Annotated in this window: 25 protein-coding genes and 1 pseudogene; 16 read left to right on the forward strand and 10 right to left on the reverse strand. The window is 64.2% G+C overall.

Annotated features, from left to right (window positions below):
- Window positions 1-30 precede the first annotated feature (30 nt).
- Window positions 31-1,446: an FAD-dependent oxidoreductase gene (locus G6N67_RS04045; RefSeq protein WP_051579079.1), complete on the forward strand. Its 1,416-nt coding sequence runs from the start codon at window positions 31-33 to the stop codon at window positions 1,444-1,446.
- Here the strand turns inward: G6N67_RS04045 and G6N67_RS04050 are convergent.
- A complete protein-coding gene (locus G6N67_RS04050; RefSeq protein ID WP_036438835.1) occupies window positions 1,412-2,305 on the reverse strand; it encodes an aminoglycoside phosphotransferase family protein in 894 nt (297 codons plus the stop codon). The genes G6N67_RS04045 and G6N67_RS04050 overlap by 35 nt on opposite strands.
- A gap of 84 nt (window positions 2,306-2,389) precedes the next feature.
- Between G6N67_RS04050 and G6N67_RS04055 the strand changes: the two genes are divergently transcribed.
- Window positions 2,390-3,415 carry a GNAT family N-acetyltransferase gene (locus G6N67_RS04055; RefSeq protein WP_081812728.1) on the forward strand — a complete coding sequence of 342 codons (1,026 nt, stop codon included), beginning with the start codon at window positions 2,390-2,392 and terminating at the stop codon, window positions 3,413-3,415.
- Window positions 3,416-3,459: 44 nt separating this feature from the next.
- On the opposite strand, the gene G6N67_RS04060 is transcribed toward G6N67_RS04055, so the two are convergent.
- A complete protein-coding gene (locus tag G6N67_RS04060; protein WP_131524800.1) occupies window positions 3,460-3,660 on the reverse strand; it encodes a hypothetical protein in 201 nt (66 codons plus the stop codon).
- A gap of 36 nt (window positions 3,661-3,696) precedes the next feature.
- Window positions 3,697-4,755, reverse strand: a complete 1,059-nt coding sequence (locus G6N67_RS04065; protein ID WP_036438231.1) for an NAD(P)-dependent alcohol dehydrogenase — start codon at window positions 4,753-4,755, stop codon at window positions 3,697-3,699.
- An 83-nt stretch (window positions 4,756-4,838) separates the two neighbouring features.
- On the opposite strand from G6N67_RS04065, the gene G6N67_RS04070 reads away from it, so the two are divergent.
- The 6 genes from G6N67_RS04070 (at window position 4,839) to G6N67_RS04095 (ending at window position 10,182) form a co-directional block, all read left to right on the forward strand.
- Complete coding sequence (locus tag G6N67_RS04070; RefSeq protein ID WP_036438233.1) at window positions 4,839-5,438, forward strand: TetR/AcrR family transcriptional regulator; 600 nt, start codon at window positions 4,839-4,841, stop codon at window positions 5,436-5,438.
- Window positions 5,439-5,621: 183 nt separating this feature from the next.
- Complete coding sequence (locus G6N67_RS04075; protein ID WP_036438235.1) at window positions 5,622-5,885, forward strand: DUF6221 family protein; 264 nt, start codon at window positions 5,622-5,624, stop codon at window positions 5,883-5,885.
- Window positions 5,886-6,033: 148 nt separating this feature from the next.
- Window positions 6,034-6,927: an acyl-ACP desaturase gene (locus G6N67_RS04080; RefSeq protein WP_036438237.1), complete on the forward strand. Its 894-nt coding sequence runs from the start codon at window positions 6,034-6,036 to the stop codon at window positions 6,925-6,927.
- Window positions 6,928-7,040: 113 nt separating this feature from the next.
- Window positions 7,041-8,774: an amidohydrolase family protein gene (locus G6N67_RS04085; RefSeq protein ID WP_081812729.1), complete on the forward strand. Its 1,734-nt coding sequence runs from the start codon at window positions 7,041-7,043 to the stop codon at window positions 8,772-8,774.
- The gene (locus tag G6N67_RS04090) at window positions 8,765-9,385 is read left to right on the forward strand and encodes a TetR/AcrR family transcriptional regulator (RefSeq protein WP_051579081.1); all 621 of its coding nucleotides are present in this window, start codon (window positions 8,765-8,767) and stop codon (window positions 9,383-9,385) included. The genes G6N67_RS04085 and G6N67_RS04090 overlap by 10 nt, the downstream gene beginning before the upstream one ends.
- A 113-nt stretch (window positions 9,386-9,498) precedes the next feature.
- Complete coding sequence (locus G6N67_RS04095) at window positions 9,499-10,182, forward strand: Crp/Fnr family transcriptional regulator (protein ID WP_036438239.1); 684 nt, start codon at window positions 9,499-9,501, stop codon at window positions 10,180-10,182.
- Between the two features lie 5 nt (window positions 10,183-10,187).
- Here G6N67_RS04095 and G6N67_RS04100 read toward each other — a convergent pair whose 3' ends face one another.
- The 4 genes from G6N67_RS04100 to G6N67_RS04115 all read right to left on the reverse strand — a co-directional run bounded on the left by G6N67_RS04100 (window position 10,188) and on the right by G6N67_RS04115 (window position 14,205).
- Window positions 10,188-10,991, reverse strand: coding sequence for a class I SAM-dependent methyltransferase (locus tag G6N67_RS04100; protein WP_036438240.1), 804 nt, complete (start codon window positions 10,989-10,991; stop codon window positions 10,188-10,190).
- Between the two features lie 601 nt (window positions 10,992-11,592).
- Window positions 11,593-12,072 carry a hypothetical protein gene (locus G6N67_RS04105; RefSeq protein ID WP_063835169.1) on the reverse strand — a complete coding sequence of 160 codons (480 nt, stop codon included), beginning with the start codon at window positions 12,070-12,072 and terminating at the stop codon, window positions 11,593-11,595.
- Between the two features lie 103 nt (window positions 12,073-12,175).
- Entirely contained in the window at window positions 12,176-13,075 is a 900-nt protein-coding gene (locus G6N67_RS04110) for a hypothetical protein (RefSeq protein WP_131524801.1), read from the reverse strand.
- On the reverse strand, window positions 13,072-14,205 hold the full coding sequence (locus G6N67_RS04115; RefSeq protein WP_051579085.1) for a hypothetical protein: 1,134 nt from the start codon (window positions 14,203-14,205) through the stop codon (window positions 13,072-13,074). The genes G6N67_RS04110 and G6N67_RS04115 overlap by 4 nt, the downstream gene beginning before the upstream one ends.
- Before the next feature lie 158 nt (window positions 14,206-14,363).
- On the opposite strand from G6N67_RS04115, the gene G6N67_RS04120 reads away from it, so the two are divergent.
- The 4 genes and pseudogenes from G6N67_RS04120 to G6N67_RS38965 all read left to right on the forward strand — a co-directional run bounded on the left by G6N67_RS04120 (window position 14,364) and on the right by G6N67_RS38965 (window position 17,335).
- Window positions 14,364-15,011 (forward strand): hypothetical protein, encoded by a 648-nt coding sequence (locus G6N67_RS04120; protein ID WP_036430471.1) that lies wholly within the window; start codon window positions 14,364-14,366, stop codon window positions 15,009-15,011.
- A gap of 66 nt (window positions 15,012-15,077) precedes the next feature.
- A pseudogene (locus tag G6N67_RS04125) lies at window positions 15,078-16,527 on the forward strand (DDE-type integrase/transposase/recombinase).
- Window positions 16,524-17,189 (forward strand): ExeA family protein, encoded by a 666-nt coding sequence (locus tag G6N67_RS04130; RefSeq protein WP_197747949.1) that lies wholly within the window; start codon window positions 16,524-16,526, stop codon window positions 17,187-17,189. The pseudogene G6N67_RS04125 and the gene G6N67_RS04130 overlap by 4 nt, the downstream one beginning before the upstream one ends.
- Window positions 17,186-17,335, forward strand: coding sequence for a hypothetical protein (locus G6N67_RS38965; RefSeq protein ID WP_197747950.1), 150 nt, complete (start codon window positions 17,186-17,188; stop codon window positions 17,333-17,335). Before G6N67_RS04130 ends, G6N67_RS38965 begins: the two co-directional genes overlap by 4 nt.
- Window positions 17,336-17,482: 147 nt before the next feature.
- Here G6N67_RS38965 and G6N67_RS04135 read toward each other — a convergent pair whose 3' ends face one another.
- On the reverse strand, window positions 17,483-18,706 hold the full coding sequence (locus G6N67_RS04135) for a TPR repeat domain-containing protein (RefSeq protein ID WP_036434050.1): 1,224 nt from the start codon (window positions 18,704-18,706) through the stop codon (window positions 17,483-17,485).
- 4 nt (window positions 18,707-18,710) lie between these two features.
- Window positions 18,711-19,025 carry a WXG100 family type VII secretion target gene (locus G6N67_RS39615; RefSeq protein WP_368859016.1) on the reverse strand — a complete coding sequence of 105 codons (315 nt, stop codon included), beginning with the start codon at window positions 19,023-19,025 and terminating at the stop codon, window positions 18,711-18,713.
- Window positions 19,026-19,436: 411 nt separating this feature from the next.
- Here G6N67_RS39615 and G6N67_RS04145 point away from each other — a divergent pair, with 411 nt between their 5' ends.
- On the forward strand, window positions 19,437-20,276 hold the full coding sequence (locus G6N67_RS04145; protein WP_036435883.1) for an AraC family transcriptional regulator: 840 nt from the start codon (window positions 19,437-19,439) through the stop codon (window positions 20,274-20,276).
- Window positions 20,230-20,631, forward strand: coding sequence for a VOC family protein (locus G6N67_RS04150; RefSeq protein ID WP_036434048.1), 402 nt, complete (start codon window positions 20,230-20,232; stop codon window positions 20,629-20,631). The genes G6N67_RS04145 and G6N67_RS04150 overlap by 47 nt, the downstream gene beginning before the upstream one ends.
- A 121-nt stretch (window positions 20,632-20,752) precedes the next feature.
- On the opposite strand, the gene G6N67_RS04155 is transcribed toward G6N67_RS04150, so the two are convergent.
- Complete coding sequence (locus tag G6N67_RS04155) at window positions 20,753-21,958, reverse strand: hypothetical protein (RefSeq protein ID WP_131524730.1); 1,206 nt, start codon at window positions 21,956-21,958, stop codon at window positions 20,753-20,755.
- A gap of 589 nt (window positions 21,959-22,547) precedes the next feature.
- Between G6N67_RS04155 and G6N67_RS04160 the strand changes: the two genes are divergently transcribed.
- Window positions 22,548-22,964, forward strand: coding sequence for a hypothetical protein (locus tag G6N67_RS04160; RefSeq protein ID WP_131524728.1), 417 nt, complete (start codon window positions 22,548-22,550; stop codon window positions 22,962-22,964).
- A gap of 417 nt (window positions 22,965-23,381) precedes the next feature.
- Window positions 23,382-23,672: a hypothetical protein gene (locus tag G6N67_RS04165; protein ID WP_036434044.1), complete on the forward strand. Its 291-nt coding sequence runs from the start codon at window positions 23,382-23,384 to the stop codon at window positions 23,670-23,672.
- Window positions 23,673-23,712: the final 40 nt, after the last annotated feature.

Below are 23,712 nucleotides of genomic sequence, written 5' to 3' on the forward strand. Positions count from 1 at the left end.
ACGCGGGCACCACGGAGGGGAAACGTGAGCATGATCGGCGAACACGCAGTGATCACAGGCGCCGGAATGGCCGGCCTACTGGCGGCCCGGGCGGCATCGGAGTTCTACCGTTCGGTCACCATCGTCGAGCGAGATGTGTTGCCCGACAGCCCCGTCCACCGCAAGGGTGTGCCGCAGGGCCGCCACCTGCACAGCGTGTTGAGCCGCGGTGTCAGTGTGCTCGACATGCTCTTCCCTGGTTTCGTCGACGAACTCGGCGCAGCCGGAGCGGTGGTGGTCGATGACCCCGATCTGTCGCGGGTCTATGCCCGTGTCGGTGCCCACGAGTTGAGCCAGTCAGGCACCCTCGCCGATCCGGCCGCACTGCGGTTCTATCTCGCGAGTCGGCCGTTCACCGAGTTCCACGTCCGGCGACGTGTTCAGGCACTCGACAACGTGACGTTCCTGGACGGCCATGACGTGGCCGGGCCGGTCATCCAGGCCGACGCCATAACTGGTCTGCGAATGATCGACTGCGCCAACCGAACTGAATCGGTATTGGACTGCGACCTGGTGATCGATGCGGCCGGGCGGGCGTCGCGCACACCCCTGCTGCTGGAGAGCCTGGGCTATGGCAGGCCGGCTGAGCAGACCGATTCCTCCGATTGGGCGTACTCCAGCCAATTGATGACGCTGACGGAGCCAGGTTTCCCCGAACGGATGGCAATGGCCAACAACGGAAGCCGCAGGCCACGGGCGCTGTTGTTGGCCCAAGAACACGATCACTGGATGCTGGCCATCGCGCGAGCCGCTGAAACCGGCCCTCCACCATCAGATTTCGCGGGCATGCTCGCCACAGCCGGTGAGATGCTGCCCGCGAGAATCATCGCCGGTCTTCGCCGCGCCGAGCCCGTCGGCGAGGTTGCGACAGTGCGCAAAACGCAGGCCGTGTGGCGTCGCTACGACCTGATGCCACGGTTCCCCGCCGGGCTTCTGGTGACCGGCGATGCATTGTGCAGCCTCAACCCGCTCTACGGGCAAGGCATGACGATGGCGACGCTGGACGCACTCACCATGCGGGAATGCCTGCGGGCTGGTCCAAGCCGGCTCCGTGAACGCTACTTCGCTGCCACGGCCAGACATCTCTCGTCCACGTGGGCGTTGAACCAGACCAATGACCGGATTCCACCGCCGGCGATTGCACGGCCGAAAGCCGCGGAGAGACTTCAGAAATGGATGCGGTTGGCAGCAATCGAGGCTGCCGGTTCTGACATCCGGGTCACCGAGCAGCTCCTACGGGTGAACGGCCTCATCGACCCGCCTGCGCGCCTGCGACACCCGGCACTGGTGTCGCGCATCCTCATTGGCAAGATTCGGATGTGCAGTCGTGGTACGGATCGGCGAACAACATCTCTGGTGTCGAGAATCGTCGCTAGCCGCGATCCGCGGCCACACGTTGCAGGGTGAGCCGGCACGATTCGCTGAAGCTCGGGTTGGAGTCCGCGTAGTACCAGACAGCACCCATGGCCTGCTGGAATGCCCACGCACGGCCCCGGAGCCATTCCGCGTCGTCACAACCGAGGTGATCCCGTAGGCGCCGGCGTGGTCCCGAGTCCAGGAGGTGCCACGCGGCCACCAGGTCGAGTGCGGGATCAGCCGCCCCCAGTCCGCCGACATCGAGAACGCCCACAAGGCGCCCCGCGCCGACCAATACGTTCGGTGCGATGAGATCGCCGTGGGTCATGACGTCGGGCGAATCTCCGCGCGGAAGGGTCCGCATCTCGGCCCAGATCTGCCGATAGGTCTTGACGTCGAGCAGACCTCGGCTGTGGCACAGGGATTCCTGCATCCAGTCGTCGTGCCCTGACAGGGCACCGCCGCGGCCTGTCCCGGCAAATGTGCGGCCGCGCGTGTCCATGGCCCGTACCGCGGTGATGAACGTCGCCAGGTCCGTGGCGAATTCCGGCGACGAGCTGAGGTTGTCACCGGTGGCAGGGTTGCCGGGCAGCCACGTGTAGATCGACCAGGGCATGGGGTAGCCGGCTCCGGGTTCGCCTATCGCGACGGGCCGAGGCGTGGCGAATGGGGTGTGGCCGAACAGCTCTTCGGCGACTGACGCTTCGTGCTCCAGTTGTCGCCGTGCCACCGCTACATCGCCGGCCTGCAGCGGAAATCGAGCCACGAGCTGATCGCCCAGCCGAAAGATCGCGTTCACGGTCCCCGCACCGCGCACGGCTGCTATCCGCACGTCGCGCCAGCCGGGGAACTGCTCGGAGAGCAATGTACGCACCGTGGCAGGCGTGACCGCCAGTTGCCCCGGGTGCATCTCCACGGTTGTAGCGTCACAGGTAACACCGGCTCCGACAACCGATTTACGTCGCTGCCCGCCACTGCACAAGAGGAGACGTCGATGCGGTACGCCGCGATGGCATGGTCGATCACCACCCAGCGCCTCTGCCTGCAATTGCGCGACGAATGCGATGCCGAGTGGAACCACGAGCTGCTCGGCGAGCACGAGGGCGGAACGGCACTGTCAGTGGACGATGTCCGGCGCCGTCTGGCCGAGCAGCGAATCCGCGCCTTCGGCAACGGCATCGGGCTGCTGACCATTCGACGTCGCGTCGATGGTGAACCGCTGGGATACTGCGGCCTGATCATCGGTCGATGCAGCCTCGACGAACCAGAGATCGCCTACGAATTGCTGAAACGGTTCCACGGTCACGGTTACGCGACCGAGGCTGCCCACGCGGTGATGGGTGCGGCGTTCGCAACGGGGCGCACCCGGATCTGGTCAACAGTCGGCGCATGGAACGCGCCGTCTCTACGGGTCTTGGAGAAACTAGGGTTTGACCGTCACCACGAGACCACCGACGAGGTAGGCCGGCCACTCGTATACCTGGTGCGAGAAGCGGAGAAAGGTGATGGGCTCCGGGTGAACCGCTGCGAGGATCCCGGCATCCCCGCCGACCCTGCGGTGCGGCTGCGTGCCGCGACTGCCGCCGATCAGGCGTTCGTCATCGAGATGGCCCGCCACGCGTGCGTCATCGAGGATTGGCCGCTGCCCGATCCGGATGACGACGAAGTCCTCAGCATGTTGCCGGCGCCAGGCGAGGTACCGATCATCGCCGAGGATCTGGCCGGTGAGCCGGTCGGAGCGGTGTGGACGTGGCATAACGATCCACCACTGCGTGTCGATGCCTCTGGTGCGTCTGTGCCGGAACTGTGCATCGGTGTCGCTCCCGGCCGGCGCGGAGCAGGTATCGGCGGCATGCTGTTGGACGCGTTGTTCGCCCGTTGCGCGCAGACCATGGATGTGATGTGCACCAACGTCCATTTGCGTAACCCCGCTCGACATCTCTACCGGCGCAAGGGTTTCAAGCTGGCCGGCCAAGGACGCGGGCCACTCGGCGTGGCGATGATCAAGGAATTCGGCTGACGTCGTGGCTCTTTGGCCGCCAACGCGCCCAGATTAGTTCTCGGCTAGCCGAACACGGTTGTGATCGTGGCGCCGGCGATCATGATCACCAGTACCGCACCGATGAGCTGGAAACCGAAGCGCAGCATGCGCGTTTCTTCGTCGCGCGAGCCGGCCCCGGCCACCACCGACAACGTCTCGGGCACCGAAGCGAACACCGCGTGCCGGGAGCCACTGTTCCAGATCATCGCCCACGACGGCGGCATCACCGCCTCCTGACAGCGTGGTCCGGATGGGGATGGTCACTGAATTCGCGCTGTGGCCTGACCGACGGGGTTGTCGAGGTCGGCGAGGTCGAGGACGAATCGATACCTCACGTCTCCTACGGCGAGTCGGTCCAGCGCTTCTTGTGCTCTGGACGAGGGCAGAACCTCAACTTGGGGCGCAACGTTGTGTTCGGCGCAGAAATGCAACAGTTCCGCAGTTCGGGGCAGGCCGCCGGTGCCCGATGCGGTGAGCCTTTTGCGGCCCTGGCTCAGTTCGAGCAGGCGGGGGCCGGTCATCAGCGGGTTACCCACCACGCACAGGGTGCCGTCGAGCCAGAGCAGTCTGAGCAGTGACGACAGGTCGTGGTCTGCGGGGATGGTGTCCATGATGAAGTCGAAACGGCCGGCGGCTTGGGCCATTGCAGCGTCGTCGGTGGTGACGATCAGGCCGGCTGCACCCAGTGCCCTTGCGTCGTCGATCTTTTCGGCCGAACCACTCAGTACGGTGACCTCAGCGCCGAGCGCGACACCCAGCTTGACTGCCAGGTGCCCGAGTCCGCCGAGGCCGGCGACGGCCATGCGCGTGCCAGATCTGACCCCGGCGGCGAGCATCGGCTCCCATACCGAGATACCGGCGCACATCAGCGGTCCCGCGGAAACCGGATCGAGCCCATCAGGGAGCCCGAAGGTGAACTTCTCCCGCACAACGTATTCGCGGCTGTAGCCGCCCGGGAGGTTCTCTTGACCTCCATAAGTGCTGACCGCGCCGAGGCTGCAGTAGTTTTCCTGGCCGACGGAGCACATCGCACACTCGCCGCACGAGTCGACGATCGTGCCCACCGCCACAGCATCGCCGACTGCGAACCGCGTCACCGCAGTGCCGGTCGCGGTGATTACGCCGGTGAACTCATGGCCGGGCACCAGGTTCTTCTCCCCGAGCATCCCGTGGATGCGGTGCAGGTCGCTGTGGCAGACGCCGCAGTAGTCGACCCGGATCGCGACATCGTCGGGGCGCAGGTCGCGGCGCTCGATCGACACTCGCGTGAGTGCATTGCTGGCCGGGTCTTGACTCTGCCAACCCGTGGTGAGTCTCATGGACGATCCTCTCGACTAAAACGGAATACGGATTCACTATAACGCTAAGATGAATCCGCATTCCGTTTAGGTAAGATCTCTGCATGCCGCCTGACCGCCACCCTCGGACCGCCTCGCGTGGTCCGCGTCGAGATGCGCTGCGCAACGACGCTGCGGTAATTGCGGCAGCCCGCGCGGTGTTCGCCGAGCAGGGGCCGCAGGCGAGCATGGAATCCATCGCCGCCCGCGCCGGGCTCGGGGTGGGCACAATCTATCGGCGATTCGCGGGAAAAGAAGAGCTCCTGGATGCGATCGCCCAGCTGTTCGTCGAGGAACTCGACCAGGCCGCCGCGAAGGCACTCGACTGCCCCGATCCAGGCACGGGTTTACAGGAATTTCTCGACTTCGTCGTCGACTTCAATGCCGAAAAGTACCGCTATGCGGCAGCTTTGGCGGATCGGACGACCGGCGCGGACGTCACTGCGAGCACCAGCGACAAAGTGCGCGAGCTCACGTCAAAGGCAATCGATGCCGGTGTGCTCGCACCTGATGTCACCGCCGAAGACATCAAAGCGCTGATCGTTGCGCTCCGAGGCGTCGTCGCGACCCGCCCCGGCGCCGAGAACAGCGCCGGACGACGTTTCGTACGCATCCACCTCGCCGGACTCCGCGGCAACCAAGGACGCGACGAAATCCCGTCCTGACGTTCCCTTACGACCTCGGCACGGAGCTGGCGGCCGAGTTCCGCGATCGACTCTTCGCCGTTGAACCGAACGCCGTCTTCACTGTCGCGGTCAAACAGTAGTCTCCGCGTCAGCGGAAAAAGCTGAGGTCGCATGGCTTTGAACATCTTTCGCGCCTCCTGACCGAATTGGCACAATGGCGGCATGAACGTCGTGCGTTTCGTTCTTGCTCGGATCGCCGAAGACGAGCGCGGAGAGCTCAGTTCATTGCGTCGGGGCGGTGCACCGTCACGTGGTCTGCGTGAGGCAGCGTTCAAACGTCGTCTCGTCGACGACGCGCTGCGAAACGTCCAATGGAACTTCGCGCACGGTGAAGATGACAACCTCCACCTGAAGCAACCCATCCTCGGGCAGTTGGCCATGGTGTACGCCGACCATCCTGACTTCGATGCTCGCTGGGCGAGGTGACGCTGGCCAGCGCGCGACCAATTCCGAGTAGCGAGAGCCTGATTCAGGGCCGCAGTTGCGGTTGACCAACAACCTACGGATGCGTAACCTACGGTACCGTAGGTTGCGCGTCGGCTCACAGATACCGGCGCGGGGACGGAGCCGAACGATGCTGGACGTGCTGCACGAACTCGAACCGGTCGTAGCGGAAAATCTGGAACGCCACTTGTCGATCGTCAAACCGTGGGATCCGCACGCGTATGTGCCGTGGAGCCGGGGGCGCGATTTCGCATTACTCGGGGGCGAAGATTGGAAGCCCGAGGATTCCCCGCTCGATCCGGTAGCCAAGGCCGCACTCACGGTCAATCTGCTGACAGAGGACAACCTGCCCTCTTATCACCGCGAAATAGCCACCCGCTTCGGCCGCGACGGCGCGTGGGGCACCTGGGTCGGGCAATGGACCGCCGAGGAGGGACGCCACAGCATCGCGCTGCGCGATTATCTCGTCGTCACCCGTGGTGTCGACCCCTCCAAGCTAGAAGCGCTCCGGATGGAACACACGATCGCCGGTTACGACTCCGGTGACAAGTCTCCGCTGGAGGCATTGGCGTATGTGTCATTCCAGGAGCTCGCGACGCGGGTGTCGCACCGCAACACCGGCCGAGCCTCCGGATGTCCCATCGCCGACCAGTTGCTCGCGCGTATCGCGGCCGACGAGAACTTACACATGGTCTTCTACCGCAATCTCATGGCAGCGGCATTGGACATCGCGCCGGATGCGGCCATGCAGGCGATCCGGGACGAGGTCGTCGGCTTCGTGATGCCCGGTGCAGGCATGACCGATTTCCAGGAGAATGCCATCCTTATCGCGAAAGCCGGAATCTACGATCTGCGGATCCACCATGACGAGGTTCTGCAACCGATACTGCGGTTTTGGCGGATATTTGATCGCGACGACTTCGGAGCGACAGGCGAACAGGCGCGCACCGAGTTGGCGCAGTTCCTCGACCTCGTCGACGAGCGGGCCCGCTACTACGAAGAGAAAGCCGCAGCGCGTCAATAGGTTGCGCCCGTTCTACAACGGCGCTTGACCGGCGCGGTCAGCACTACCGAACTCATCGATCCGGTCGTACTCTACTTATTAGACCGACGTCGGTTTAATAAAGGAGTGCAGCGGTGCCTGACCTTCCGAAGTGGGACGTCCACCACCACATCGTTCCGGACTTTTACGTCGACGAGATGCGGCGGCGAGGCATAACCGACGTGAGTTCACTGCGCTGGCCACGGTGGTCACCGCAGTCATCACTTCGTGCGATGGACAAGTTCGACATCGAAAAGGCGTTCCTGTCGGTGTCCGCGCCGGGTGTCTACGTCGACGACACTTCGGCGGCACGGTCAATCAGCCGGCGCTGCAACGAATTCATGGCCACCATGGCGGGCGACCACGCCGGCCGGTACGGCGCGTTCGCCGCGCTCCCCCTGCCCGACGTCGACGCGGCGATCAGCGAAGCCTGCTACGCACTCGATGCACTCGAGTTCGACGGCGTCGGCCTGCTGTCAAACGTCGCCGGTCTCCATCTGGGCGATCCCCGGTTGCGCGAGCTGCTCGCCGAGCTCGACCGCCGCGGCGCCGTCGCATACGTGCACCCCAACGGCCTCGCGCAGCGCACCGATCATCGGCTGCTCAATCCCCTGTATTGGTGGCAGAACGACACCACCCGCAGTCTCGTCGAATTCGTCGCCGCCGGGCACCACCGGGACTACCCCAATATCCGATGGATCTTCGCCCACGGGGGCGGCGTGTTTCCGGTCGCCTACCGATCCATCGTGCAAGCGCTGTCCCCCACCAACCCTGACATAGAAGCCGAGCTACTGCATTGGCGGAACAATGTTTTCGTCGATACGGCCTCCAAGGCCTTCGATGAACAGATCCCCCAGATCATCAACCTGTCTGGCGCTGGGCATGTGTTGTTCGGCAGCGACCTCGGGTGGGCACCGAAGTCTGCGGTCTCGACGCTGATCAAGCACTGGGACGGCGCGGAAGCCAAGTTCGGCATCAGCGCGACGGACCTCGCAGCGATCTACCGGGACAACGCGCGGCGCTTGTTCAACCGCCAGCCCCCGCCGGTCGCCACGCCACAGCGCGGCGGCGCAGTCCAGGTACCCCCGCACGACGTCTACGAACGGCACTGTCTACCGCAGGCTACCGTCGACACGCTGCGCGAAAACTATCCGGATATCGACCTCACCGGACTCGAAATCTGGGACGAGCCACGGGAACTCGCGCTGGCACGCAACAAACGCGTCATGCTCAGCCCCCACATCCCGCCCCTGTGGCAACTGTCGCCGCAGCAAGTGGCACCGGTGCTACACGACCACAACCGGGAACTGAGCGCGATCCGTGAACGAAACCCGCAGAAATTCAGGGTCTTTGGCGTCATCGATGCCCGCGATTCGGTGGGCGCAGTCGCCGAGATAGAGCACTGTCTCGACGCCCTGGGCCTCGACGGCATCTGCCTTTCGACGCGGATTTGCGACGCCGCATTCACCGATCTCCTCGACCAGAGCGTATGCCGCAAACTCGTCGAACGCCGCGCCGTGGTCATGATCCACCCGCAAGATGCCACCGGAGCGCCACTGGCCAACGAAAACTATCTCGACGCGGTGGCGTTCATGGCAAAGGCGTTCTACCTCGGGGCCTACCAACGCGAGCTACATCACGTGCGCCTCGTTCTGACCCATACCTGCGGAACGCTGCCCTACCTTGCCGAGCCGCTGAATATCCTGTACTACATGACGGCTCGGCGGCGACACATCGCGTCCTACGTGCTGGACAATCTCCTGACACACCGCGCCAAAGGATTCCACGCTCTGATGAACACGACGACAACCCAAGAGCTATGGCCCTAGGCCGGCCCGCGCACGGGCATGACCGGCGTCGGAACGAACTCATCGACACCGCCGAACAGCTCTTCATCGAGCAAGGCATCCGCGATACCACCGTCGACGACGTCCTGCGCACCGCAGGGATCTCCAAAGGGGCCTTCTACCACTACTTTTCGTCTAAAGACGACCTGATCGCGGCCAGCATCGAACGTCTGGTGGACGGTTTGACCCAAGCAATCCAGCCGGTCGTCGACGACCCGGACTTGAGCGGGGCCGAAAAATTCAGCGCATTCTTCGCCGTGAAGTCGCGCTACCAAGCGGCCCACGAACGTTACGCGCAGTTGCTGGCCACCCTGATGCAGTCCGACCTCAGCCACTACCGGTTCTTCGTCACGGCGTCGCGACGCCTCGCGAAGCCGTTCGGCACGATACTCAAGCAAGGTGCGGACGAAGGGAGCTTCCGCATCACCCATCCGGCCGAGACGGCCGAAATCCTGATCTCCGCGGTCGGCGCGCTCGCTCTGAATCCCGAGGCGGCGAGCGGTACCCCAGAACGGACAGCGAGCTACCGCGACGCCCTGCACGGCATGGTGGCCAAGACCATTGGCGTCGACCCGTCGAGCTTCGTACTGTAGAGGTCACAACCCGACGCTCGGCCGCTGCGGCATGTGTTTGCTACCGTTGAGTAGGAAGTCGGGGCGACGGGGCCGCCGAGCAAGCAACCGAGTCGAATCCGAAGATCAGCACAATGGACGAGGCCATAGCTCGCGCCAGCATCCTGCGCAGTGTCGACCCTGCCACGGCGTCGGCTCTGATCGCGCAGTTCACCGCCGTCGAGTTCGCCGCAGGCAGCCACATCTTTCACGAAGACGACCCTGGCGATCAGCTGTACATCATCGGTTCCGGCAAGGTGAAATTCTCGCGCCGGTCCCCTGACGGCCGGGAGCACGTCGTCACGGTGATGGGACCGTCCGATATGTTCGGCGAGTTAGCCGTGTTCGATCCCGCGCCCCGAACCTCGACAGCGACCGCGCTCACCGACGTATCGGCCGTGACACTCGACCGCGACGCCATCTGCGGCTTGATCACCAGCCGACCCGGTGTCGCCGAACAACTGCTACGCATCCTGGCGCGCCGGGTGCGCCGCACCAATGACAACGTCGCCGACCTCGTTCTCGTCGACGTGCCCGGACGCGTGGCACGCAAACTCTTGTCGCTCGCGCAACGGTTCGGCTATCAGGAAGACGGCCATGTCCGCCTGATCCATCACCTCAGCCGCACCGAGCTCGCGCAACTCGTCGGCGCCACACCGGAATCCGTCGACCGGGCCCTTACCGACTTCCACCGCAAAGGCTGGCTCCGAGTCGAGGACCAGGCCGTCGTGATCGTCGATTCCGACCGTCTCCAACAGTGTGCCGCGCTCGTGCCGTGAGTCTGCTACCGCTTGGTGGCGATCAGCACGTGCAACGTCACCGGTTCGTCGTACCGTCCAGCCGGGTCGATCGCGCGCAGAGCATCGGTGACCTCCAGCTCGAACGCTGAGCGCCTGTCGCCGAGCAGCCGGCGAAGCGGCAGTGACGTCGAGTAGAGGTACCCGATGGCCTGCTCGACTGTCCAGCTACGGGTGAACTCATACGTCCGGTGCTCCACACGACTGAACGCAGAGCGGGCAAGAACGTCCTCGTGCGGCTCTGGACCACCAGCCACGGTCGGAACGCCGGCCTGCCAGTCAGGCGGCAGATAGCGCTGCTGTATGTCCTCGAGTGCGCGCTGCCAGGGCGTCGACGGCCGAACGAGGCAACTGTCGTTGGCGATCACAAGGCCACCACGATCACCGACGACGGCGTCGAGCGCAGTCAGGACTTGCTCGCGGTCCATCCAATGAAACGAGCGACCCATCGTCACCAGATCGAAGCGCCCGAGATCACTGGCAAGGTGCTGTGAACTGCCTTGTGCCCACGTCACATTGGTGATCTGAGAGGCTTGGGCTTGATTGGCCGCTTCGTCCAGCATCGCAGGCTCGGGGTCGATGCCGACGGCCTCCGCAACGTGTGCTGCCAGCGGCAGGATCAGTTGGCCGGTGCCACAGCCCAGGTCGAGCAGTCGTTGGGTGCCGTCGAGGTGGAACCGGGCGATCAGGTCAGCGAAGAACACATCCGGATAGTCCGGCCGGTATCGCGCGTAGTACCAAGCAGTTCCGGCGAAAAGCGTGCGGCCGTCACCGCCCCGGGATCCGGTCATGTCACTCCCCGACGCCGATCAACCCGTGTTGGGTGTCGACGTCGACAGCGCTGCGATACGCGTTCACAGCGCCTCTGAACACGAGGAGCAAATCATCCCTCTCGGACAGGGAATTTAGGTCGCCCTGTTAGGCGGGTTCCTGTTTTGATGCAGCGCAGCGAAGGACTCTTTGGGCGTTCTGCGGCCCGTCTCCCAGACATCGAGCGCCTCCTCAGGGCTGATAAAGGATGCGAAGAACAAGACTGACAAGTCTGGGCCTACGAGCACCGACCCGACGCCTCGAATATCGCTAGAGACTCCAATGATCCCGTCGCGGACGTCGTACGCCCGGCCGGCGGCAACATCGAAGCCCATGTTCAAGCACTCTGCGGCGACAGCGACTTGTTCAGGCGTCATTTCGGTACCCCATGTCCCAATTGGTCACTGGGCCGTTCGGCAAGTCCACATTGGGTGGCCACCACAGGATCTGCCCAGTTTGTCCACTTTTGCCGTCGCAGTAACCATTGAACCGCGTCCGGCGCCCGGTGAGCAATTGAACTCCGACGGCCGAATCATGTACCAATTCGGGGCGTAAACGTACAGTCCGCCGTGCGCGGACGGTCTAGCTTTCGCCCGTAGTGAGCAATGGGCTCGCCGTCCGGCACAACGCACCGATGGGAGCGATGACGGCGTCGGTCTTTGGATCGACCCACGTCGCGTGGTTGTCGATAATCAGCGGCACCAGGACTCGGGTGCCCGCGATAGGCCATTGCACGAACTCATAGCCCGCCAGCTCGCTCTGAACATCATCGGCCAACCACACCGTTGCCTGTGCCACTGTGGTGTCCAGACGAAAACTGTTGCACCGCTGATAGGCATTCACGTCCGCGTCGCCGCCTAGCGCGAAGCCCACGCAAACCCACCCGTTGTCGGACGCAATCTTCCACATCACGTTGTCAAAGCCGATGCGTCGACCGTTCCGACGACAGCCAAGGTCGCCGGCTACGGCGCGAGTCGCGGACGCCCACGCGACGGGAAGATCATCTGGCGGCTCGTTGCCAACCGAGAACTGCCAGCACAGGTCCGGCGCATCCCATGACATGGGTCGACGGTCGCATACCGTGTCAACCCACCTCGACCCCATTTCCGTGTACGAACTGCACTGGGAGGGCTCTACCGCGATGTCAGGTACAACGACTTCGCAATCATGCGACATCGTCGGGCCAACCAGGCACCGCCGGTTCCGCTACGGGTGGAGTCTGGAGTTTGCTTGCGTAAATCGCTTGGCGTTGGGCCGCGTCGTGCGGCATCTTGTCGCGGCATTGCTGCCTGCGTTCCTGCCAGCCGTCATACGTCTTGTGCCCCCAGGATCCGCCGTCGTGAGCGCCGGTGATCTGCCAGGGGCCGAAAACGTCGCCCAGGGGGGCGGGGTTTGGGCCTCGCTGCGGCGCGGCCGGGGCCGCTGGCGCGTCCGGTTGCGGTGGTGTCGGGTGGTCGGTGAACTCCACCCGCCACAGCCTCACCGTGGAAAGCTCTCGGTCTACATCGGGCTCCCATGCGGAAAAGATCGACGAGAACGTGCCGGTGTCGTCGGCGCCATAAAGCGTGTTGTAGCGGCCATCGCATACGTAGGCTCGGTATCCGCTGCCGTCTTCTGTCGGGCTGAGTTCGAGAATGTGAAAGTACTCGTTGCCGTAGAAGCGGCTGTTCGGCGGGAGCGGTTTGTAGGTGACCGCCGGGAAATCAGTACTGGGTTGTATGTTCCACAGTTCTTGGGGAAGGTCCGATCTGGAGTCGTCCCGCGGTTTGCCGGGGTGGGGTACGGCGCGGGCGAAACCGGGGTAAGCGTCGTGGGGGTCACCCGTCATGTCGCCGATCCGGTGCGACTCCAGATACGCGCGTAGCGGCACGGCCGGACCGGACACGAGGTCGATGCCAGGTTCGGCGGTCCATCGAAACCTGAAGTCGTGCAGCCGTTCCGGCCAGTTGGCAAACGTGGACTCGGCCGGTTTCAGTTCTGGGTTACCCGCAGTACCGCATCCCGTTAACGCAACCCCGGCTAGTACGAGGGCGATACACAGACGCCTGACCGAAGGTGCGGTCATTGCTCGGGCTCTTTCTGTTGGACCTTGGCGTCCGGGATCGGCAATGTCTTGGTGTAACCCTCGTCGTAGCGGTCGATACCGCCTTTGACGGTTCCGGGAAGGCTGTCGAAATAGGCGTCGGCAGCGGTCCGAAAATCAACCTGGCTAATCGCGTCGAACGGCCTAATCATCCCAGTCTTCGGGTCGATGAGGTTGTACTCGGCGAACTTGCTGGCGTCACCGATGTTGGCGTTGATGAGGTGTTGGATGACGGAGCGTTGGATGGCGTCGGAGCTGGAGATGGTCATGGGTTTGGCGGGGTCGGCAGTGGGTGCTTCACCGACGAACATCTCTTTGAGCGGGTCGCCGGGCATCTTTCCGAATCCGTCCAGAATCTCCTTGACGCCTGGGATTTGTCCGCCGAATTTCTTGGCGAGATCGAGCCAGTCACCGCGACTCTTGTAGGCGTCGACGTCTTGGAGGTTGCCGTACTTGATCGCGTCGTTGTCGGCGATATTGGCCGCCGAATCGATCACACCACGCAACGTGCCTGCACTGTGCAGATCCCCCGTTCGGACCGTGTCACCATCGATGACGGATTGCTCAAACCGGTGTTCGTACTGCAGCCCGTTGAGGTAGGCCTGGCTGTTGAGGGTCTCGGCGGCTTGCTTGTCGGTGTCGATCACCGCAAACAGGTCACGAGTGTTCGGCATCGCGGCGTCACTTCTCCCGTCGTCGAGTGCCTTGAAGCCGAGGGTGTTGTCGAGTTTGTTGCCGATCATGTCATCTAGGTAGGGCTTATTGGCCTCGGCCAGGCCTCGGGCGAGTTCGGGATTGACTTGACCCAATGATTGGCCCTCGGTGCCGGCAATGTCGAGGAGCTTGGACGCGTTGCCGGGGCTGCTCGCCCACTGATCGACTGCGTGCACGATCTCCCCAGCCCGGGTGGCTTGAGCCACCTGCGTCGGATCAGTCAGATCGGTCGGATTGCCCACCGGCGCCAGACCGGTCAACAAACCAGAGGCCGCCGCCCCGTCATCGGCCCACTGCCGCGTCAACATGTTCTCAATCATGGTCTTGTTCGGTGTGTTGCCGTCGGCGCCGGCCAGGGTGTTGACCGTCTCTCGGGATGACGACCACGAGGTACTCATCCGTCATTGAGCTTGCCGATGTGACCGTTGGCGTGGTCGCCAGGTTGATCTTGGTCGTGTGCACCATCAGTGTGACGAGGAACTGATGGGTCGCGCGGCACCCCGCTGAAGTCTTGGTGGGCTCGCAGGGTGCCGCGCTGTAGTGCACGGAGGCACCGATGGTGACGGTAGAGGCTGATCTGGTCTGCGTCGAGTCCCGGCTGGCGGCCGGCCAGATCCGCTGCCCGGCGTGCCCGCAGGGCGTGCTGGCTGGATGGGGATTCGCCCGCACTCGCCGCGTGGTGGGCCTGGGTCTGGCCGGTGCGGTTCGGCCACGGCGGGCGCGATGCCGATCGTGTCTGGTGACCCATGTGTTGTTGCCGGTCACGGTGCTGCTGCGCAGAGCGTATGCAGCCGAACAGATTTGGATGGCATTGGCTGCTCGCGCACAGGGGGTGGGGCACCGCCGGATCGCCGCTGGACTCAACGTTCCGGCGACCACGGTGCGGGGCTGGCTGCGCCGGGCCAGCGGCCGACTGGAGGCGATCCGGGCGCGGTTCATTCAGATGGCGGTGCTCATCGGGATCGACGTGACGATCCCCGACGAACAGAGCTATCCCTGGGGTGACGTGGTGGCCGCGGTCGATGCCGCGGCGGCGGCGATCGGGCAGCGGTTCGGGCCGGCCGGGTTGGTGGGCGCGGTGACGCCGGCGCAGGTGATGGTCGCGGTCAGCGGCGGCCGACTGCTGGCATCGGACTGGCCGGTGGCGTTACCGGCGCCGTTCACAACACCAGTTGCCCCTGATGCGCCACGTGGGAATCGGTGATCCTCGCGAAGGCACCTGCCCGACAAACAGTTTCGGGCCGGGCCATTGACTGTGTGAGGAGAGACGGTGTCGTTGGAAGAGCACAAGCGTCGGGAGCGGGCCCAGGCGATCGGCTTGTTCCGCTATCAGCTGATCTGCCCCGCCCTGGAGGCGGGGTTGTCGACCAAACAGCGGGGCCGGCTGGTCCGCGAGATCGCGCAGCGCACCCATGTGGACCCGTTCGGCACCCGGGTGCAGATCGCACGACCGACCCTGGACCGCTGGATCCGCCGCTACCGGGCCGGCGGGTTCGAAGCGCTGGTGCCCGAACCGCGGCGACTGGCCACCCGCACCGACGTCCAGGTGCTGGAGTTGGCCGCGTCGTTGAAGCGGGAGAACCCCTCGCGCACCGCGGCGCAGGTGGCCCGTATCCTGCGCACCGCCACTGGCTGGGCGCCCTCGGAATCCACGTTGTTGCGCCATTTCCACCGCTGCGAACTGATGGGCCCAGCCGCCGGGACCAGCGGTGAGGTGTTCGGCCGGTTCGAAGCCACCGACCCCAACGAGCTGTGGGTCGGCGACGCCCTGCACGGCCCGCGGGTCGGAGACCGCAAAACCTACCTCTTCGCCTTCCTGGATGATCACAGTCGACTGGTGGTCGGGCACCGGTTCGGGTTCGCCGAGGACACCGTGCGCCTGGCCGCCGCGTTGAAACCCGCGCTGGCCGCCCGCGGCGTGCCCGCCTCGGTCTACGTCGACAACGGCTCGGCCTTTGTTGATGCGTGGCTGCTGCGGGCGTGCGCGAAACTCGGAATCCGGCTGGTGCATTCGGCACCCGGCCGGCCGCAAGGACGCGGGAAAATCGAACGGTTCTTCCGGACGGTGCGCGAACAGTTCCTCGTCGAGGTCACCGACACCACCGTCGAGGACCTTGCCGCCGCCGGGGTCGACCATGCTGGCGCCCTGTTGGAGCTCAACCGGCTGTTCATGGCGTGGGTGGAAACCGAATACCACCGCCGGGTGCACTCGGAGACCGGGCAATCCCGCTGGCCCGGTGGGAGACCGGCTGGGAACGCGTCGGGCGCACCCGGCATTACCGACGGCAGCGGATCTGACCGAGGCGTTCCTGTGGTCGGAATTCCGGGTGGTGACCAAGACCGCCACCGTCTCCCTGCACGCCAACACCTACCGGGTTGACCCCGCCCTGGCCGGCCGCCGCGTCGAGCTGGTGTTCTCCCCGTTCGACCTCGAGATGATCGAGGTCCGCCACGGCGGCCAGAGTTTCGGTGCCGCGGTGCCTCACACCATCACCCGCCACGCCCACCCGAAAGCCCGACCCGAGACCGTCGAGACCCCGCCGGCAACGACGGGGATCGACTACCTGGCGTTGACCGCCGCCGCCCATCACGAGCAGCTACGCGACGATGAACGTATCGGCTATCACGCCCTCTACGGTGATCATCATCTGCCCGGTCAGCTCTCGCTCACCGACATTGACAACATCGATGGCGAGTTCGAGGACGGGGTGTCGGCGTGAGTATTCAACGGCTGCAATCACATTGGGGATTCACCCGGATGCCGTTCGGCCGGGATCTGGCCCCGTCGATGCTGCACCGCCACCCCGGCCACAGCGAAGCGATCGCCCGGATCGGCTGGTGTGTGGACCAATGCGCCATCGGGGTCATCACCGGCGAAGTCGGCGCCGGCAAAACCGTCGCGATCCGCGCGGCGGCCACCTCCTTGGATCCGGCGCGGCACGTCATCATCTACCTCGCCAACCCCACCATCGGAGTCCGCGGCATGCTTACCCACATCGTGGCCACCTCGGGCACACCCGGCGTTTCACACCGCCCGGCTGGCTCCCCAGGCCGCCGACGCCTTGGCCGCCGAGCACGCCGAACGGGGCCGCAACCCGTCCTCGTCGTCGATGAAGCCCACCTGCTCGACAATCATCAACTCGAAGCGATCCGGCTGCTCACCAACCACGACATGGACAGTGGTTCCCCGTTCGCCGTCGTCCTGGTCGGGCAACCCACCCTGCGGCACCGACTGCGCCTGGGGGTGCTGGCCGCGTTAGATCAGCGCGTCGCCGTGCGCTACACCCTGCCCGGCATGACCGCGGCCGACACCGCCGACTACATCGGGCATCACACCAAGATCGCCGGCCGCCCGATGCGCTGTTCGCCGATGACGCGATGACGCTGATCCACAACGCCTCCCGTGGACATCCGCGCGCGGTCAACAACCTCGCCCTACACGCGCTCACGGCCGCGTTCGCCGCCGGGCATTCCATCGTCGGGGAGAAAGCCGCCCGCATCGCCATCAGCGAAACAGCAACCGACTGAACCTAATCCGCGTCACCACGGCGACGACCACGTCACCGCGACGAGGATCCCGTCACCGAGATCACCAACGCCCCGCTCGCCACAAGCGAGCGGGGCGTTCTCATCACTACATCGTCATCAACACCGATGACGCCGACATCGTCATCTTCAGCGACGGCCAACAGCCAGGGTGTCGTGTAGCGCGATCTGGTCTCTTCCCGCCGCGGAGAGCACCGCCTGCAGCGTGGGATCGACCTGACCCTTGTTGAACGGCACCAAATCCTGGCCGAGGTTCTTCTTTGCCAGCTCGTCAGGGATCTTGGAGTTGTCCAGCATCACCTCGGCCTGTTTGAGCATGGCTTGATCGAACGAGGTTCCTTGCTGCAACGCAGGGTTACCCCGATTCGCCATGGCCGCCAGATCGGCCAGTTCCGGGCGCGCCCGACTGTAGGCACCCACCGGCGATTGCAGATGCTCCAGTGGGTATTTGGTCAGATCGCGGCGTACCGCGTCGGGCAGCGCATCGAAACTGCCCTTCGGCGGTACATATCCCGGATCACCGGGCTTGAGCGACGGATCGACTCCCGCGGCGCTGACATGTTCGTTGGACACGAGCTGCAACGCGTCCTGCAACCGATCTCCGTCAACCCCAAGGGAATCCATCAATGCGCGAATTTCGGGCGTGCTCTTACCATCCAGCGAGCGCGCCACCTGATTGAGATACTCCATCTGACTGGCCGGCAGCACCAGATTGCCCCGGGCGAGCGCATCAGCCTGCTCCGGTGTCAAGGTGGTGTTCTCAGTCAGCCTCGCCGATTCCTCCGGCGTGAGTTTGCCGTCCTGCAACGATTGTCCATCGGTGGAGCCTTGTTCAGCCGGGGTTTGCGGATCACCGCCGGCCGCGGCGGTCATCACCCGTCCGAGATCACTATCGGCCTCCTCGGCGGCGGCCAGCATCGCGACGATCCGGTCCTCCAGGTCGGCCATCTTCTCCCTGAGCTTGGTGACCTCGTCTTCCTCCCACCCGGTGGTGTCCGGCGGGGTGATGGTGTTGGTCTCCAAGTTGATTGACACCGCAGGCTCTGCTGCCGCGTCCTCCACGATCGACTTGAGTGAGTTTTTGACCGCGCGCACATCGCTGACGGACTTCTTCGTAAACAGCGAGGCTAAGGTGTCGTTTTGGGCCGAGGTCTCCAACTCGGTGGCCGACTTGTCTATCGCTTGCCGGGCTGCGTCGCCCGCATCGCCCTCCCATGTCGCCATGTCGTGCAGGCCGCGCAAGTCTTCAGCTGTCTGTCCGCCGGTGCGGGCTCGTTCTGCCAGCGCGTCGGCCACCTCATCGATCTTGTCAGGCTGCCACTGATCGACATCAGCCATCGACAGCTCGCCCACCGTGTTACAGCCTCATTGCTGCGGCCGTAGCTTCAACGTCTCCAGCCTCACCATCGTCGGTGGTGACATAGCTGGTTGCCGCCGATCGATACTTCGCGGCATGCCCAATCAACTCGGTGTAGCGAGCTGCGGATTCTTCCTCCCACTTACCGGTTGCCGTAGTGAGCGCGGCACCACTGGCCCCAATCCATCCGCTCTGAGCAGCGGCGATGCGTTCATGGACTGCGCCATGGGCGGACCGCAGACCTTCAGCTGCCACATCGATCCGGTCAGCGGCCGCTTGCACGGTCGTCACATCAACCCGTAGACCATCCGCCATCGAGACCCCCACCCCGCCATGAGCGACACCTGCAAGTTTGCTGATTGAAATCTATCAGGCCCGGACACACGCTGAGCGCACCAAGATCTGTCGCTCTACTGGCCCGGAGTTAGCGCCGACAACACCGGTCTGACTCGGCCATAGCTGCTGGGTCAGCACCCACGTCACCGGTTCCGCGCCGATGTGCACCTCAATCGGTTCGGAGCACCGATGTCGCACACGCACTTCGCATCACCCACCTGACCTGTTAGTTCGCGTTGTGAACACACGTCGTACGACGCGGAGTTGAATAGGTATTGGACCTGGCGTCACCGCAGTGCCGCGCTAGCGTTGCTGTTGATGGCTAGCGAAGCACAGCACAGCTGGGAGTTCGTGGTGGCGCCGCCGCGCAGCGCGCCAGGCGTCACTTCCATGGTGGGCTATCGGGCGCTGGAGGTGCCCGAGACGGTGCACCGCGGTATGCCGTCGTCGATGTTGACGTTCATTGTCAGCCTCGATGACGGAGTGGAGGCCGCATCGACCCGTGACGGGTTGGCTGCTGCACGGCCCAACCCGTTTGTCCTCGGCGGCCTGCACCTGCACGCCAGCCATGTGCAGCAGCGGCGTGGCCAAACCGGTGTGCAGCTGGCAGTACACCCATTGGCGTCACGCTCGCTGTTCGGCGTGCCCAGTGCCGAGCTGTCGGTCACCGATTACGCCGCGGTCGATGTGCTCGGCCGTCGCGCGGTCGAACTCGCCGAGCGTGTCGCAGAAGCGCGGCAGTGGCCCAAGGTGTTCGCGACCGTGGCTGATTTCCTCGTAGATGCCAGGCGGCGACGCGACGACGTGACCGTGCGGCCCGATGTCGCATATGCCTGGCATCTGTTGGAGCGTACCCAGGGTCGAATTCCGGTCGGCGACTTGGCAGATCGCGCGGGTGTGAGTGCACGGCACTTGACTACCCTGTTCCAGCGGGAAGTGGGCAGATCGCCGAAGACGGTGTCGATGCTGATGCGGTTTCAACACGCCACCAACAAGATCGCAGCGGCAGCGCGCCATGGCGGGGTTGATCTGGCCGCGGTTGCGGCGGAAACCGGATATTGCGACCAGGCTCATCTGACGCGCGAGTTCGTCCGGTTCGCCGGAGTGCCGCCGCGAGCCTGGCTGGCCGAAGAGTTCGGAAACATCCAAGACGGCGGACACAGCTTCGGGTCACAGTGGGACTATGACTACCTCGAATCCGACTGTCTGGTTAACACTTCAGGCGCATAACGCTCCCAAGCTCATCGACTACTACGTTGACACGTTCGGGTTTGTCGTCGTGGCCCGCTACGGCGACGGCGACAGAGTCGACCACGCTCAGTTGAATTGGCCCGAGGGCAGCGGCGGCATCATGCTGGGCAGCCACAAACCCGGCGCGGACTGGTCCCGTGAACCGGGAACCGCCGGCGGGTATGTCGTCACCAGCGACCCGGATGCGCTCTACGAGCGGGTTCTTTCACATGAGGCCGAAATCGTCCGCCCGCTGGCCAAAACCGATTATGGGGCAAACGAATTCGCCGTACGCGACCCTGAGGGCAACTTGTGGTCATTCGGTGACTACACCGGCGAACCGATGCCCAGCTGATCTCCGCCGCGGACGTGGAACCGCGTTGGGTCAGCGGGCGAACCGTGTCCATCCACAGGCGCCCCAAACAAAACATCGGGCGGACTCGATGAGTCCGCCCGATGTTTCTAGAACGTGCGTGTTACTCGGCGCCTTCGCCGCCGCTCTCACCGCCGGCGGATTCGGTGTCACCGCCACCGATGCCCAGCTTCTTGAGGCCTTCGCCCCAGCCGCGGATGCCGTTGTCGGCGCCGTTGCCCTTGCCGCTACCGAACAGGACGATCGGCTCCGGCTTGAAGCTGCCCGAGTACGACCCGCCACCCTTGGAAGTGCCAGCAGGCTGCTCGGCGGCCGCCTGCTTGGTCTTGGTGCTCGATGTGCTCGTCGACGCCTTGGGCTCCTCCGCAGCGGGAGCCGCCGGTGCCTGGACGTTGGCCTGAGGCAGCGACTGGGTGATCGTCTGCGACAGCTGCTTCAGCGGCGTGGTGGTCTGAGGCTCTTCCTCGGTGGCCGTGGTCTCCGGAGCGGCAACCTTGGCTGCCAACGGCGCCGCATCTGCCTCTTCTTCGGCTTCCTCCTTCGCCGTCGGCAGACCGAGGTATTCGGGGATCGCGCTAATCAGATCCAGGCTCCTGAGCGCGTCAGCGCGCGTCCCCGGACTCTTGCTGCTATCGAATGCCGTCTGGTAGGCCGGGATCGCATTCAGGGAGTCAAGCCCCGACAAATCGCCGTCTCGGATCGAGGGAATCGCGCTAACCAGGTCGAGGCTCTCGAGAGCGTCGTCCTTCTCATCTTGCGTAGCTTCGCTGTCGAGCAGTGTCGCGTAGGCCGGAATTGCACTGAAGGCGTCGATGCCGCCCAGCCCGTCTGCCGACAGGTCGCCGGTTGTCAGGAAGTTCTGCCAAGCTTCGGTTCCATTCAGCGCTGCGTAACCAGCCTGAGTCTCATCTACGTTCGGAGTCGTCGGATCATCCTCGATCGTCGTGAACGAGTGCAAATCACCGCCCGACTGAACGAAATCCACCCATGCAGTGACACCATCGACCGACGAAAGCCCGGAGAAGTCACCTCCGAGCAATGCCAGGTAGCCCGGGATACCGTTCAGCAGATCCAACTCACCCAGCGCCGCGAGCTGCGCTTCGGTATCTCCGGTAATCAAGGCCTCGTACTGAGGAATCGCGCTCAGCCAGTCGAGAGCACCGAAGTTGATAGCGGACAGATTCACCTCAGATGAAATCGTCTTCACGAGACTTTCAGACGATTGCATCACCGGCACTGCGACAGAAGCCGCAGCAATGCATGCCGCGCATGCGATGGACGCCGTGGCGGCAGGAATCTTCGCCCACATCGTTGGTTGCCCCTCTCATGCGGCTCCTTGGCCGCAAGTAACGTTGATCACGCCCGGGCGGGGAATACGCCGCGCCGTTGCGGAGACCGTACCTTAGGAAAGCCTGAGACGCACGACGTAAACCCAAGCTCAACGTGGGATTTTTCGAGACGTTCAACCCCACGATGCTGCATATTGACGCAGCGGCGAGAAATTTCTGTGATCGTGCCGCGCTCCACCCTCATCGCCCAGCCCGCCCGCCGACCGAAAATCGCGCGCCAAGCCGCCGTCCCTTGGCGCACCGCGCACGATCGCTGCGACCAACAAAGCCAGAGCTCAGCAAACACGTGAAGCGTCACACCCGATACAGCCCAGCACTCGGCAGCAAACCCGGCGGCCACCTCCACGGCTACGCGCCGCGGATCTGCTGCCGACCCAACACCACGCTGTTCACAGGGGGTGATGTAGCCACCAATTGACCCCAAAGAGCGACGGAACTCACATTCTCTCCGGATCGCGAACAGCGCTCTCGTCAATTAAGTTCAGCGCATAGTTAGCAAACTTCACCACCTGCGCCGACGGCCTCGTGCGCACAACCCGAAGGATCCAGATGCTTCTCCGCCGCACCGCCATCGGCCCCGCTCTGATCGCGGCGCCATTCGCGTTCGCCGCACCCGCGATGGCCAAGCCCACCACGACCGTGGGTTGCTCGAACCCGTGCAAGCCACCGGAGTCCGGCCAGACCACTGCGGTGGCGTCGTCGCCGTCGACCGCTTCGACGGGCGACTCATCGAGCTCGAGCACACCGCAAGCCCCATGGGAGGCGATCACCTCGGCCGGGCCATGGGAAGCCGCGACCGCCAACGCTCCGTGGGAGAAGGTCTTCGGCGGCAGCGACGGCAAGGGCCCGTGGGAGAAAGCGACGTCGATCGGACCCTGGGAGAAGGTCTGGCCAGGCAGCGACTCGAAGGGCGCTTGGGAGAACGCCGTCGACAGCATCACCAAGGCACTTTCACCGTTTGGATGACTCGACCGGATTTGGCGCCCCGTCACAGCCTCAGGCTTTGGCGGGGCGTCGTTCGTTGTGGCCCACAGTGATACGCCGCCAATCCGAGCGGGCTCACGACGTCGAGCACACGCAAGAAGACTCGGCGAAACTAGCAAAAGGCAAGGGCATCCAGATTCGGCGCCCGACAACAGGGTTGCGCTCCACGCTCGGAATTCCCGCACGAATCGCGTATGGCCCGACGTGGTCAATCACAACAACCATCATTTACTGGATAAATACTTCACCTAGCAACTATCCATCGACATCCTTCCTATCGGAAAAACTTCGGACGAATACTGGTGATCAAGCTCACAATCGCCTACAGTTGACGGCACTGATTAGCAAACTTCTCAGGAGCCCGCGCCGGCCACGGCGCATCGACGCCAAGGACGCAAGATGATTCTTCGATCCACCTTCATCGGCGCCGCGTTGATCGCGGCCCCGCTCACATTCGCCGCCCCCGCGATGGCCGACCCGGGCGGCATGAACTTCGACTGCGCGCCCTGCGTTGGCGGTTCGGACCGGCCCATCTGGAATCAGGTTTTCGATCCCAATGCCAATGGCGTTGGCATCTGGGAAAACGCCTTCCAAGATTCGAACGGGCAAGGCCCGTGGGAGCGGGCATTCGATCCCAACAACGATGGCATCGGCGCCTGGGAGAAGGCGTTCCCGCCAGCCGAGGAGTAGGCCGCTGTTGAACGAACGCCCCGCCGGAGTCAGCGCTCGT

It is taken from the genome of Mycolicibacterium mageritense, from assembly GCF_010727475.1.
Classification (GTDB): domain Bacteria; phylum Actinomycetota; class Actinomycetes; order Mycobacteriales; family Mycobacteriaceae; genus Mycobacterium; species Mycobacterium mageritense.

Coding starts and splice junctions, on each gene's coding strand:
- G6N67_RS04080 (WP_036438237.1), top strand. CDS start 6,034: ATGCTGGACGTGCTGCACGAACTCGAACCGGTCGTAGCGGAAAATCTG.
- G6N67_RS04145 (WP_036435883.1), top strand. CDS start 19,437: ATGGTGGGCTATCGGGCGCTGGAGGTGCCCGAGACGGTGCACCGCGGT.
- G6N67_RS39615 (WP_368859016.1), bottom strand. CDS start 19,025: ATGGCGGATGGTCTACGGGTTGATGTGACGACCGTGCAAGCGGCCGCT.
- G6N67_RS04100 (WP_036438240.1), bottom strand. CDS start 10,991: ATGACCGGATCCCGGGGCGGTGACGGCCGCACGCTTTTCGCCGGAACT.
- G6N67_RS04150 (WP_036434048.1), top strand. CDS start 20,230: ATGACTACCTCGAATCCGACTGTCTGGTTAACACTTCAGGCGCATAAC.
- G6N67_RS04155 (WP_131524730.1), bottom strand. CDS start 21,958: ATGTGGGCGAAGATTCCTGCCGCCACGGCGTCCATCGCATGCGCGGCA.
- G6N67_RS04115 (WP_051579085.1), bottom strand. CDS start 14,205: ATGAGTACCTCGTGGTCGTCATCCCGAGAGACGGTCAACACCCTGGCC.
- G6N67_RS04060 (WP_131524800.1), bottom strand. CDS start 3,660: ATGCCGCCGTCGTGGGCGATGATCTGGAACAGTGGCTCCCGGCACGCG.
- G6N67_RS04105 (WP_063835169.1), bottom strand. CDS start 12,072: ATGTCATGGGATGCGCCGGACCTGTGCTGGCAGTTCTCGGTTGGCAAC.
- G6N67_RS04160 (WP_131524728.1), top strand. CDS start 22,548: ATGCTTCTCCGCCGCACCGCCATCGGCCCCGCTCTGATCGCGGCGCCA.
- G6N67_RS04110 (WP_131524801.1), bottom strand. CDS start 13,075: ATGACCGCACCTTCGGTCAGGCGTCTGTGTATCGCCCTCGTACTAGCC.
- G6N67_RS38965 (WP_197747950.1), top strand. CDS start 17,186: ATGACGCTGATCCACAACGCCTCCCGTGGACATCCGCGCGCGGTCAAC.
- G6N67_RS04065 (WP_036438231.1), bottom strand. CDS start 4,755: ATGAGACTCACCACGGGTTGGCAGAGTCAAGACCCGGCCAGCAATGCA.
- G6N67_RS04120 (WP_036430471.1), top strand. CDS start 14,364: ATGGTGACGGTAGAGGCTGATCTGGTCTGCGTCGAGTCCCGGCTGGCG.
- G6N67_RS04095 (WP_036438239.1), top strand. CDS start 9,499: ATGGACGAGGCCATAGCTCGCGCCAGCATCCTGCGCAGTGTCGACCCT.
- G6N67_RS04055 (WP_081812728.1), top strand. CDS start 2,390: ATGCGGTACGCCGCGATGGCATGGTCGATCACCACCCAGCGCCTCTGC.
- G6N67_RS04050 (WP_036438835.1), bottom strand. CDS start 2,305: ATGCACCCGGGGCAACTGGCGGTCACGCCTGCCACGGTGCGTACATTG.
- G6N67_RS04075 (WP_036438235.1), top strand. CDS start 5,622: ATGAACGTCGTGCGTTTCGTTCTTGCTCGGATCGCCGAAGACGAGCGC.
- G6N67_RS04090 (WP_051579081.1), top strand. CDS start 8,765: ATGGCCCTAGGCCGGCCCGCGCACGGGCATGACCGGCGTCGGAACGAA.
- G6N67_RS04045 (WP_051579079.1), top strand. CDS start 31: ATGATCGGCGAACACGCAGTGATCACAGGCGCCGGAATGGCCGGCCTA.
- G6N67_RS04165 (WP_036434044.1), top strand. CDS start 23,382: ATGATTCTTCGATCCACCTTCATCGGCGCCGCGTTGATCGCGGCCCCG.
- G6N67_RS04070 (WP_036438233.1), top strand. CDS start 4,839: ATGCCGCCTGACCGCCACCCTCGGACCGCCTCGCGTGGTCCGCGTCGA.